The following is a 13,044-nucleotide window of genomic DNA, read 5'->3' as shown; positions in this document are numbered from 1 at the left end:
TCAATTTGTAACTCGTTCTTGGAGAAGATAATAATTATAAGAGGAAGGAATGAATGGGATGGGTCCTTTATTACGCTTTTTAATTGGATGGGTTCTTCCGTTATCTGGAAGTACACGCCGAAAATAAATTATTATAAAAATCAGATCTGTAACTTCAGATCTGATTTTTCAAATAAAGAAGCTTTTTATAATTTTTAATATAGTTACAAAGAAATCAGGAATAGACAAAAAAATGTTAAATTTATTTTCTGTGTCAAAAAATTTTTCGTTTTTTTTGCTTTTTTTCAATATTGAACACCTACCGTCTATTAATGATAGTTAATTGTATCTTAACATATAGCTACCAATTTTTGTTTTGTTAGCCATTAAGTTAACAGATTATTAAAAAAGTAAGGAGAAGCACAGCACGGTTCAGCAATCCCAATATAGACATAGTGAATGTATCAACTTATTCCGATTTTATTCAAATCGAAAACCCTTTTTAACCATACGACTAAAAAATATATACAGTGCCAAGATCAATACGACAACGATAAAATAAACAACAGCTTGGTGATAGTTCAATACGACTCCGAAAAACAATAGCGCAACTGGGGACGACATTTCAAGGAGTGTCTGTTTTAATGTCATCACATGTCCTTGATATTTATCTTCAATGGCCTCTTGCAAGTAAACCGATGTCGGTATTGTCCCCAGTGGTTGAGACAAGCCCATAAAGCCATTCAATATAAAGAAAAACAGTGTTGCCACAATCGTGTTCATTCCAAATGATGCCATGATACCTAAAATCAATATCGTCACACATTGTAACAGCATTGCACGTTGATATGTTGACTTCAAATGGTCTTTTTCAGGTTCTTTCGTCAATAAAAACGAGAATGCTAACATTCCGACTGTATAACCTGACACAACGATGCCAAATTGAGGTGCTGTCAGCTGCATCAATTGGACGGCTATGATGGGCATACCTATTGAAAAGACGGTGATTAAAAAATTTAATGCAATCATCATGATGAATAAATGGCGCAACGGTTTCTTACGCTTTAAATATTGATAACCTTCTCGCCAACTTTCTTTAATCGATATACTTTCTATTGCTAATGCTTTATCTAATGGTAAGTTTAATACAAAAAGGATGGCAAGGCCTGCTGTCACAAGGTTGAGAAGCGCTAAAGTTTCGATATTAAAGAAAGCAATCGTGATTCCCCCAATCATAGGTGCTAGAAAATGAATCGTCGTATTGATAGTTTGACTTAATGATATGTAACGCTCGAAGTCTTCTTTTACAATATGATTCACATTGACATCGATAAACGTTCGGATAGTGACATCTGTCATATTGAGAATAATGCCTAAAATGACAATGTAGTTAAAGAACATGTCAAATGCAATGGTGAATATAAATAGAAAAATGACATTTAATAACTGTGCAATAATGACCATCAGTTTATTATGATAGCGATCAGAAAAAATACCTAGTAATGGAGCTGTCACAAGCGTGGAAATGACAATCGCCGTTAAATAAATCGTGTAACAGGCTGTATTGTCCGTATGTTGTAATATGTAAAATGCACATGCGAAACTAAATATACGTGAACCTATAGATGAGACGATGTTAAATAAGATCAAGCTGACTGTTCTAATACTCATGATGTTTCTCTCCTCGCTAAAACCTTATACTATTTATCCCACAGCCCCTGAATTTTGTCAAAAGTGTAACAATTTAAATTTGATTTACAACCATTCATTATTTTATTTTTATATTATTTGTAGATACGGATGATTTTGAATCCATATGTAAAAAGCCAACGAAAATCAATATGAAGGTTGATTTTCATTGGCTTTAATTTTTATTTCAATGTCATGCCACGACTCAATTAATCTAAGTCAGGAAGATTGGCTAACAATGCTTCTCTTTGACTTTCATATTGAGGTGGTAACATAATTTTTTGACCTAATTGATCTTTTGGTTCATCACGATCAAAACCTGGAGGAATTGTCGCAAATTCGAAAATAATGTGGCCACGTTCTTTAGTGTAAATTGCTTTGAAGTAGTTACGATCTTTCACTTCTGTCACGTGATAACCTTGTGACATTAAATATTTTTGCCATGCAAGGTGTTGTTCATCATTGTCTACAGACCAAGCGATATGGTGAACTGTTCCGACACCCCAGCGACCTTCTGGAAGTGGTGATTTAGGGATAATGATGTGATGTTTCAAATCTCCTGCTGTTTCAAAGTGGAAGTAATCTGCATCGTGTTCAAGTTCTGTTAAACCTAAATCGTCAACAAGTTCTTTTAAAGTTTCTACAGGACGTAATGATAATAATACAGAACCGTGGAAACCAAGAATTTTGTTTGTGTCACTTTCTTCATCGCTTTCAACTAATGCTAAGTCAAGACCATGAATGTCTTCAAACTCGATTGTTGGACGACGGAAAAGTTCTGTTTCTGTCGTTTCAACATTGTTGTCGTTTAAACGTTGAATCCAGTAATCTTTAGAGTTTTTAGGAATTCTGAATGCGATACGACCCACTTGACCGCTACCCACACGACCGTCATAAGCGTTAGCCCATGGGAAGAATGTCATAATTGTACCTGGGTCTACATTATCATTTGAGAAATATAAATGATACGTACCTGGATCGTCAAAATTCACTGTTTTTTTGACTAAACGTAAGTTCAACACTTTTTCATAAAAATCTTTGTTTTCTTTTGGATGTCCTACAATTGCTGAGATATGATGGATATTTTTAATCGGTTCCATTATCTCTGCCTCCTTTTACTTTTCGATTTCTTCATCTTGAATTTGTTTGTAAAATTGTTCCTTGTCGCCTTGACCGCTGAAACTTTTACTATAAAACGGCGGATTGTCCGTATTTGATTCGTCACTTGTTAGGATGGCACGATTTAAATGCATCACTTCACCGTTGTGTACTAAATCAAAGTCACCATAAATAAAAATCTCACCGTCATCCCCATAAGTGACTCTCGTTTCAGCATGTGTTTCTCGTTCATTTGATGGGAGTTCATACGTTAACGCACCACTCGGACATCGTTCAACCACCTTAATCACGTCCTCCACAGGCGCGTTGTCAGGTTGTACCCAAGGTCTTTTATCCACATCAAATACTTTGCCTAAACCACGTACGCATTCCGTCGCATGTACGCAGCGTTTAGGCTCGAAATAAACATTAATTTTTTCGCCCGTATACTGCTTTGCCATGTTCCCCACTCCATTCTCAATACTGTAATAGATGAGTTTGACCATTAATACATTAACGTCTATAATCTAATCATATCAGTATAAATATTATACTCATAAAGTTTCAAAAGAGTAAAGTAAACAACCTTTTTCTACAAGGAGGCTTTAACATGGAAGGACAAATCATTCCAGGTGTAGGGACAAAGTACAGTCTTACTACCGCTAACAACGAAATTGTGCACGTGATTTTACATTATAATGGTAAGCGAGAAATCTACATCACTGACGATGATGAAGACGTCATCGCGAACATTGGATTGAATGAAAGTGAAGCACGCGAAATTGCCTTAAAGTTAATGGATGTCAACCACGATACAATGGAAAAACAAGCTTTCGAACGTTTTACACTGTTGCGTAAACAAATGCTCGTAGACTGGATCAAAGTCGGACAACTTTCTCCATTAAAAGGTATTAACATTGAACAAGCTGAACACCGTGTACCGGATGGTGTGAACATCGTCGGCATTAGTCGTGGTTCAGATATTATTCCAAAACCTGACTCAAGCGAGCTGATACATGAAGGGGATATCTTACTCGTTATTGGGTACAACGATGCAGTTTCAGAATTTGAAGCAGCTTGCCGACCACAAGGGTAACGCTTATGGACTTTTCTAACGTGTCTGAGATCCTACTCAGTGGGCTCTTAATTTTCCTACTATTTATTTGCGCTTATCTTGCCAATCGCATTTCAGCACCTGATATTATCATCTTTTTACTCATCGGGATTGGGCTCGCATTCTTTGTGAGCCATTCTGAAATATTAGAGTTTGCTGCAGAAGTGGGTATTGTGTTGATGTTTTTCATGCTCGGTATGGAATTCCCTGTCAATCAACTCAAAAAACTCGCATTAAACATTTATAAAGCTGGATTATTAGACCTCTTCTTATCATTCGGTGTCACTGTTGTATTACTGCTTATTATGAAACAACCTATTGAGATTGCCTTGTTATTAGGGGGCGTCGTTTATGCGACAAGTTCATCGATTACCGTTAAACTCCTGGAGAAAAACAATCGAATGACAACCAAAGATTCTAACTTCATCCTCGGCTTACTCGTTTTTGAGGATATTGTTTCTCCATTACTCGTGACAATTATTGCTAGTCTATTTATGAGTCAAGCACTAACCGCAACAAGCTTATCACTCGTATTCGTCAAGATTATTTTATTGCTCGCTGGGGCGATTCTCATCGGACAATTGATATTCAGAAAGCTCGGTACCTTTGTCGAAAAATATGTGAATGAAGATTTCTTTATTTTATTTATGGTCGGTATCAGTTTAACTTATGCAGGGATTGCGATTCAGCTCGGTCTTTCAGAAGTATTTGGTGCCTTTTTAGCCGGCATTATGTTAGCTGAAATCCGTAAAACTGCCATGTTGCAACAAACCGTACGTAATTTACGTGACCTCTTAATGCCGATTTTCTTTATTAACTTCGGGCTATCGATTGAACTGACTTCCGGTATTTCAATGGTCAACGTTTTAATCGTACTGGTCATCTGGTCAGTCCTATCTAAACTCATTGTCGGCTATGTGGGGGGCAAACAATTTGGGCTCAACAATGTCCCTGCATTAAGGGCAGGATTGTCCTTCACACAGCGCGGTGAATTTTCAATGATTATCGCAGGATTCGCCTCGACCCAAATCAAAACATTGAGCGGGATATTTATACTCATCTCCGCTATTATCGGTGTCACACTGTTCCAATTCGCACCGAAAATTGCAAAACGTGTATTTAAAAAGCAGAAAAAAGCAACCCTTCCAGGTAAATTATAACCTGTCTTAATCATTTAAAAACTTGAATATTTTAATAAAATTGCCCTCATTGATAATCCTTTTGAATGTCACACTTGCCATCATGGACGCAATGACTTAGGGGACTTGCCTCAACTCAATCCGGCGACGTCTATCCCCTCAAACGTCTCGTCCATTTTCGCAACCTGATCTCAAAACCGGGACTCCATGAGGGCAAATTTTTATGCCTTCTTCACCTCAATACCTTTTACATTTTAATATTCTTTTCCTCCCATCTTAATAACGCGAGCCTTTAGTTCACAATCTGCAAAACCCATCACAAAAATGTAATCGTTTTCAAATTTAAATTGACAGGAGCAAAACGGGAATATAAACTATTTGTAAACGATTACAAAATTCAATCTTCATGGGAGGGATTTCTATGCCTGAGTTAAAATTGTCACATGTCAAAAAGGTTTACGATAACAACAACACTGTCGTTAAAGATTTTAATCTCGACATTTCCGATAAGGAGTTCATCGTTTTTGTAGGACCATCTGGTTGTGGTAAGTCAACGACATTACGTATGATTGCAGGGCTCGAATCAATTACAGGGGGAGATTTTTATATTGATGGTCAACGTATGAATGATGTCGAACCTAAAAACCGGGACATTGCGATGGTGTTCCAAAACTATGCGCTTTATCCACATATGACCGTTTATGAAAATATGGCGTTCGGGCTCAAATTACGCAAGTTCGACAAAGCTGAAATCGACAAACGTGTGAATGAAGCAGCAGAAATTTTAGGGCTTACAGATTACTTGAGTCGTAAACCAAAAGCACTTTCTGGTGGCCAACGTCAACGTGTTGCATTGGGTCGCGCCATTGTTCGTGATGCGAAAGTCTTTTTAATGGATGAACCGTTATCCAACCTAGACGCCAAATTACGTGTTCAAATGCGTACAGAAATTTTAAAACTCCACCACCGCCTGAACACAACGACAATTTATGTGACTCATGATCAAACGGAAGCTTTGACAATGGCGACACGTATCGTCGTATTGAAAGATGGTCACATTATGCAAATCGGTACGCCACGTGAAATTTATGATGCACCTGACAATATTTTCGTCGCACAATTTATCGGCTCACCTGCCATGAACATGATAGATGTCACAGTGACTGCAAAAGGGATTCAAGTCGGCACAAAACTATTCAAATTAGCACATAAAAAGTTTGAAAAGCTAAAAGAGAAAGGCTTTGAAAACCAAACCGTGACACTCGGCATCCGTCCTGAAGATATTCATGAAGAACCTATTTTTATTCAAGCGTCACCAGAAACGGCTTTCGAATCTAAAGTCATTGTTTCTGAATTATTAGGTTCTGAAATTATGGTGCATTCTCAATTTGAGCAACATGAAATCATTGCTAAACTCGACGCACGTACAAAAGTATCAGCTGGCGAAACATTGACACTCGCATTTGATATGAATAAATGTCACTTCTTTAACCCAGAAAATGGAAAACGCATCGTATAAGGGGGGATACGCATGAACAAGATGTTAAAAGCAGCACTCTTAGTTATCACTGTGCTTTTCGTCTTATCGGCTTGTGGTCCTAACCGTTCACAAAAAGACATTGAAGCAGCATTAAACCGTGATAACTCAAAAGAAAAGCCTGAACAGCTCACAATGTGGGTCGATGGGGATGCACAAATGGCTTTTTACAAAAAAATTACTGCAGAATATACGAAAAAGACCGGGATTAAAGTCCGTCTCGTGAATGTCGCACAAAATGATCAGCTCGAAAATTTATCATTAGATGCGCCGGCTGGTAAAGGGCCTGATCTCTTTTTCTTAGCACATGACAATACAGGTAGTGCGTATCTACAAGGGCTCGCTGCCGAACTGGACTTTACGGATGAACAATTGAAAGGCTTTAACAAGCAAGCTTTACGTGCACTCAATTACGACAACAAACAACTTGCTTTACCGTCTATCGTTGAGTCAACAGCATTACTCTATAACAAAAAATATGTTAAAACGGCGCCTAAAACGATTCAAGAAGTTGAAGCCAATGCCGACCGTATTAACAAACCTGATGATCATCAATATGGCTTTTTATTTGATGGTCGTGATCCGTATTTTAACTATCCATTCATGTTTAACAGCAATAACTATGTATTCAAGAAAACTGGCGATAAGTATGATGTACATCAAACCGGCATCAATGATCCACAAGTCATTAAAAATGGTAAACGTCTGCAAAAATGGTATGAAAAAGGTTACTTACCGAAAGCAGCGAATCATAACATTATGATTGGTTTATTTAAAGATGGGCAAGTCGGCCAGTTTGTGACAGGACCGTGGAACCTTACAGAATTTCAACAAACATTAGGTGATGACCTAGGGGTGACAACATTGCCGTCTGATAACGGTATGAAGATGAGACCGTATCTCGGTGTACGAGGTTGGTATTTATCGGAGTATAGTCAGTCTAAATATTGGGCGAAAGATTTAATGTTGTATTTAACAAGTCGAGATACACTTCAAAAATATACAGATGAGCGCAATGAAATTACAGGCCGTCTCGATGTCAAATCGTCTAATCCAAACTTAAAAGCTTTTGAAGAACAAGCTAAAAATGCTGAACCCATGCCAAACATTCCTGAAATGAGACAAGTGTGGACGCCAATGGCCAATGCAAGTACGTTCATTTCAGAAGGTCAAGATCCTAAACAAGCATTGGAAGACGCCAATCGAGATATTCAACAAAACATTAAAATACTTCAACCGAACGATAACGAATAGAAAGGAGTCGCCCTATGAATCAACGAAATGCTAAATTAGCCGCAATGCTCTCTATCATTCCTGGACTTGGACAATTCTATAATAGACAAATCGTGAAAGGCTTATGTTGCATTATCTTTTTCATCAGCTTTATTTCTGTGTTCTACCAATTTTTTAACATTGGCTTTTGGGGACTCTTCACATTAGGGACCATTCCGAAGTTAGATGATTCACGTGTCCTATTAGCACAAGGTATTATTTCACTATTACTCATTGCATTTGCGCTCACACTTTATATTGTGAACATGATCGACGCTTATCGCACAGCCGAACGTTTTAATCGTGGCGAAGAAATCAAAGACCCGAAAGCACGTCGCATTGCAGCGTGGGATAAGACATTTCCATATTTACTCATTTCACCTGGTATGTTTTTGCTCGTATTTATCGTTGTCTTCCCATTATTGTTTATGGGTGCGGTCGCATTTACGAATTACAACTTATACAATGCACCTCCGCGTCATACATTAGAATGGGTCGGTTTTGATAACTTTAAAACGTTATTCACTATCGACGTTTGGCGTCACACATTTTTTAGTGTTATCACATGGACGATCGTGTGGACACTCGTCGCAACGACATTACAAATTGCTTTAGGGCTCTTTTTGGCCATTATTGTGAATCACCCACTCGTGAAGTTCAAACGTCTTATTCGTACGGTGTTAATTTTACCGTGGGCAGTTCCGGCATTCGTAACAATCTTAATTTTCGCAGCCTTATTCAACGACGAATTCGGTGCCATTAACAATACCATTTTACAACCATTATTAGGCGTCGCACCTGCTTGGTTAAATGATCCGTTTTGGACAAAAGTGGCTTTAATCGCAATTCAAACATGGCTCGGCTTCCCATTTGTATTCGCCCTGTTCACTGGTGTATTACAAAGTATTTCGCCAGACTGGTATGAAGCTGCAGATATCGATGGCGCATCAAGTTGGCAAAAGTTCCGTCATATTACGTTGCCACATGTTCTATTTGCAACTGCACCATTACTCATTATGCAATATGCTGGAAACTTTAATAACTTTAACTTAATTTACCTCTTTAATGAAGGTGGACCGCCTGTACCAGGGCAAAACGCAGGCAGTACCGACATCTTAATTTCTTGGGTATACAGCTTAACTTTCGAATTCAATAACTTTAACATGGGTGCGGTCGTATCACTCATTATAGGCTTTATCGTCGCAATTATCGCATTTTTACAATTTAGACGTACAAGCACATTCAAAGACGAGGGAGGGATTTAATATGAACCAAAAGAAAAAAGTTTGGAAAGCAATAGGTATCTATGGCTTTATCGCTTTCATGTTTGTCATCATTTTATATCCATTACTTTGGACGTTCGGCATCTCGCTCAATCCGGGCACGACACTTTACGGCGCTAAGATGATTCCAGACAATGCGACTTTTGCCAATTACATCTATTTATTGACAGATGAAAACAGCCAATATTTAACATGGTATAAAAACACTTTGCTCGTCGCTTCGGCTAATGCATTATTTAGTGTGATTTTTGTTACACTGACAGCTTATGCATTTTCTAGATATCGTTTTGTAGGACGAAAATACGGGTTAATCACATTTCTCATCTTACAAATGTTCCCTGTCCTTATGGCGATGGTTGCGATCTATATCTTACTCAACACTATCGGTCTACTCGATTCTTTACTCGGCTTAACACTGGTATACATCGGTGGTTCGATTCCAATGAATGCCTTCCTTGTTAAAGGTTATTTCGATACGATACCGAAAGAGCTCGATGAATCTGCAAAAATTGACGGTGCGGGCCATATGCGTATTTTTATTCAAATTATGTTACCACTCGCAAAACCGATTTTAGCAGTCGTTGCATTATTTAATTTTATGGGGCCGTTCATGGACTTCATTTTACCGAAAATCCTCTTACGTAGCCCTGAGAAATATACGTTGGCAGTCGGATTGTTTAACTTTATTAATCATCAGTACGCGAATAATTTCACTGTCTTTGCAGCTGGCGCGATTATGATTGCATTGCCTATCTCAATCGTGTTCTTATTCTTACAAAAGTATTTAGTTTCAGGTTTAACAGCTGGCGCAACAAAAGGCTAAAAGTATAAAGCGTATAATAATTGTTTGACTGAATATATTTTAATCAAAATGCCTTCATTGATACCTCTTTACAAATTTCACAATTGCCATCATGGGCTCGCGTTCCAAGGGGCTGGCCCTTCAACTAAATTCGGCTTGATTGAAACATACATGAGATAGAAGCCGAATTGGATTTTCCGGCCCAGCTGATCCCTCAGGAGTCTCGCCCATTTTAGCAATTGTATCTCAAAAGGAGGGTATCAATGAAGGCATACTTATGAACAAAGAAAACGATAAGTATCGTAATTTTTATCCTTACAGTGCTTAAGTTCACTATATGTTCCAATATTATAACTATCATTTATTATCAGAACAGATTTGAAAACTTAATTGTAATCAATCCATTTTGTGACGTGACTAAAGGTCTTTCACCATTGAAGACGCCATATCTGACTTAATCTCATTGGCTAATCCTTGTAACTCCGGAATATAATGATTAGCAAAACCAATGATCAGTTTATTTTTCACAAAAAGACTCATTTCTCTATCTTCTGGAATCGTGTGATCTATCAAATCTAAAATTTCTTTATGCTTGATATGATCTAAACCTACTTTATCCAAATACTTCAATAATGCTAAAAGGAGCTTATCGAAAGTTTCATGTTCAAAATCAAAATCTAGTAATAATAAACTCACGGAAACCGTTTCTAACTGGTTATCTCCAATTCGATCTGCTATTTCACTAATAGCTTGGTATAACAGCCTAAAACTTTCTTTATCTTTTAACATCATACTCACCTCATTAAATTTACTTCGCCCATCATGAATATTCCCAGTATACACTTAACACCGAGTCATCTTATTTAAACTTTCTAAGCGATCATGTATGAAAAAAAAGGCTAGGAAATTCACTTTCCCAACCTATGTCAATTGACAGATTGATATCCATTATTGGTGATAACATCGTCGAAAAACGAGGGTGAACTGGACATGAAAATTTGATGATATGGATTGTCTTCATATCAGATACTTGCCCTCTGTTTCCTGTATTTGGAGTAGATTTCCTAAAGGCTGAGACTCCTGAGGGATAATACAAGGGCTTAATGCGAGTTCTAATGTTTAATCATGGTTGCTGTTTATCGCAGTAGCTGTCTGACTTCTCAATGCGATCACTTTTGAGAAGTCTAGTCAGCCTTGCGGGGGCAGTACTACGAAATCTTTGTTGCACATGAGATTTCTGTACTGCTCCCAGAATCCACTAACACATCAACAAATGTAACAGTTTAATCAAGCGTTAGTGAGTCGAAGGATCAGCTCTAGGAACGCGAAGCCATGAGGGCAATCAAAAACATCCTTCATAGCGAAAGGGCAAGTTAAACAAATACTGCATCCATAGCATCAAAAATTTTTATGTCTCATCTCCTCAGTATCATTTAATATGTTAAAGTGCAACGACACATGCTTCATAAGGACGAATGGCGTTAAAGTCAACCGTACCTTCATCATTATGGAGTAACACTTCTCCTTCATTTAACTTCAGATCTGTATTCAAAGTGGCTACCTCATCCGATAAATTGCCGATGATGACTACAGTGCGACCATTCAAACGACGTGTATAAGCAAACAACTGTGCATTATCTGCATCGACTAAATCAAATTGTCCATACGTATAGATGTCATCAGATTTTTTCAAACGAATGAGATCTTTATAAAAGTTTAAAATCGATTTTGGATCTTGTTCTTGTTGGGCCACATTGATGTCCACATAATTTGGATTCACCGGAAACCAGGGTGTCCCAGTCGTAAAACCTGCATTGTCACTCGCATCCCATTGCATCGGTGTTCTTGAGTTATCCCGACTATCCATTCTCAATTTTTCAAGTAATGCATCAACATCGCCACCCGCTTCTTGCACAATCCGATATTCATTTTTGACTGATACATCATCGAATTGTTCAATATCGGTAAACGGATAGTTCGTCATGCCAATTTCCTGACCTTGATAGATGAACGGTGTGCCTTGTTGTAAAAAATAGACGAGCGCATGACTGGTCGCTGATACATACCAATACTGTTGATCATCTCCCCATGTCGACACACGGCGCGGTTGGTCATGGTTTTCAATAAACAGCGCATTCCACCCTTTATTTTCCAACTGTTTTTGCCAACGATTGAGCACTTGTTTATACGCTTTAATATCAAGACGTGACGCCATGTTATCCCATAGCCCGAGATGTTCGAATTGGAAAATCATATTAAAGACACCTTTGTCACTACCGACCCAATTTTCAGCATCATCCGGATTTACTCCGTTTGCTTCACCGACTGTCATAATGTCATACTGCGACAGAGATTTATCTTTCATTTCACGTAACCAAGTTAAAATTCCCGGTTGATTCATTGCTACGTCAAACGCAGGCGCATACTGTTGACCTTCTGGTACTGGGAGGTTGCCCGCTTCAAATGATTTCTTAATATGCGTAATGGCATCGACGCGAAAACCATCAATTCCTTTGTCAAACCACCAGTTCATCATGTTAAATATTTCATTGCGGACTTCTGGATTTTCCCAGTTCAAATCCGGTTGTTTCTCACTAAATAAATGGAAATAATATTGATTCGTCGCCTCGTCATACTTCCATGTCGAACCATTAAAAATGCTCTCCCAGTTATTCGGTTCTGAACCATCTGCTGCCGGATCACGCCAAATGTACCAATCACGCTTCGGGTTGTTACGACTTTGCTGAGACTCGATAAACCATGGATGCTCATCTGATGTATGGTTCACCACAAGGTCCAAAATCAATTTCATCCCGCGTGCATGCACTTTTTCAAGTAATTCATCAAAATCTGCCATTGTCCCATATGTTTCACTAATGGCTTGATAATCACTAATATCATAGCCGTTATCTGCATTAGGTGAAGGAAACATTGGACTCAGCCAAATGACATCAATACCGAGTTCCTGTAAATAATCCAACTTTTCTATGAGGCCTCTTAAGTCACCCATTCCATCCCCATTTGAATCATTAAAACTGCGGGGATATACTTGGTACGCCACCGCTTCTTTCCACCATTGTCTGGCTGTTATTTCGCTCATTTTGAGACCTCCTTAACTTCTCATGTTGTGA

At 38.2% G+C, this 13,044-nt stretch carries 11 protein-coding genes; 6 read left to right on the top strand and 5 right to left on the bottom strand.

Annotated elements, in window-relative coordinates; genetic code table 11:
* Nucleotides 1-459: 459 nt before the first annotated feature.
* The 3 genes from CCE82_RS06660 to CCE82_RS06650 form a co-directional block, all read right to left on the bottom strand.
* Nucleotides 460-1,650, bottom strand: a complete 1,191-nt coding sequence (locus CCE82_RS06660; protein ID WP_086428634.1) for an MFS transporter — start codon at nt 1,648-1,650, stop codon at nt 460-462.
* A gap of 227 nt (nt 1,651-1,877) precedes the next feature.
* A complete protein-coding gene (locus tag CCE82_RS06655) occupies nt 1,878-2,768 on the bottom strand; it encodes a VOC family protein (RefSeq protein WP_086428633.1) in 891 nt (296 codons plus the stop codon).
* A gap of 15 nt (nt 2,769-2,783) precedes the next feature.
* Complete coding sequence (locus tag CCE82_RS06650; protein ID WP_086428632.1) at nt 2,784-3,227, bottom strand: (4Fe-4S)-binding protein; 444 nt, start codon at nt 3,225-3,227, stop codon at nt 2,784-2,786.
* Between the two features lie 149 nt (nt 3,228-3,376).
* Here CCE82_RS06650 and CCE82_RS06645 point away from each other — a divergent pair, with 149 nt between their 5' ends.
* The 6 genes from CCE82_RS06645 (at nt 3,377) to CCE82_RS06620 (ending at nt 9,934) form a co-directional block, all read left to right on the top strand.
* The gene (locus CCE82_RS06645; protein ID WP_086428631.1) at nt 3,377-3,862 is read left to right on the top strand and encodes a cation:proton antiporter regulatory subunit; all 486 of its coding nucleotides are present in this window, start codon (nt 3,377-3,379) and stop codon (nt 3,860-3,862) included.
* 5 nt (nt 3,863-3,867) lie between these two features.
* Nucleotides 3,868-5,040 (top strand): cation:proton antiporter, encoded by a 1,173-nt coding sequence (locus CCE82_RS06640; RefSeq protein ID WP_086428630.1) that lies wholly within the window; start codon nt 3,868-3,870, stop codon nt 5,038-5,040.
* Nucleotides 5,041-5,440: 400 nt separating this feature from the next.
* On the top strand, nt 5,441-6,538 hold the full coding sequence (locus CCE82_RS06635; RefSeq protein ID WP_086428629.1) for an ABC transporter ATP-binding protein: 1,098 nt from the start codon (nt 5,441-5,443) through the stop codon (nt 6,536-6,538).
* A 12-nt stretch (nt 6,539-6,550) separates the two neighbouring features.
* Nucleotides 6,551-7,810, top strand: a complete 1,260-nt coding sequence (locus CCE82_RS06630; RefSeq protein ID WP_086428628.1) for an extracellular solute-binding protein — start codon at nt 6,551-6,553, stop codon at nt 7,808-7,810.
* A gap of 14 nt (nt 7,811-7,824) precedes the next feature.
* Entirely contained in the window at nt 7,825-9,093 is a 1,269-nt protein-coding gene (locus CCE82_RS06625; RefSeq protein WP_086428627.1) for a sugar ABC transporter permease, read from the top strand.
* A 1-nt stretch (nt 9,094) separates the two neighbouring features.
* Nucleotides 9,095-9,934 (top strand): sugar ABC transporter permease, encoded by an 840-nt coding sequence (locus CCE82_RS06620; protein WP_086428626.1) that lies wholly within the window; start codon nt 9,095-9,097, stop codon nt 9,932-9,934.
* 396 nt (nt 9,935-10,330) lie between these two features.
* Here the strand turns inward: CCE82_RS06620 and CCE82_RS06615 are convergent, their stop codons facing one another.
* A complete protein-coding gene (locus CCE82_RS06615) occupies nt 10,331-10,702 on the bottom strand; it encodes a hypothetical protein (RefSeq protein ID WP_086428625.1) in 372 nt (123 codons plus the stop codon).
* A gap of 652 nt (nt 10,703-11,354) precedes the next feature.
* Nucleotides 11,355-13,013, bottom strand: coding sequence for a glycoside hydrolase family 13 protein (locus tag CCE82_RS06610; RefSeq protein WP_086428624.1), 1,659 nt, complete (start codon nt 13,011-13,013; stop codon nt 11,355-11,357).
* Nucleotides 13,014-13,044 lie beyond the last annotated feature (31 nt).

The organism is Staphylococcus cornubiensis, assembly GCF_900183575.1.
Lineage (GTDB): Bacteria > Bacillota > Bacilli > Staphylococcales > Staphylococcaceae > Staphylococcus > Staphylococcus cornubiensis.
Note: the sequence above shows the minus strand (reverse complement) of the source record. Positions and strands in the feature narration are given on the sequence as shown.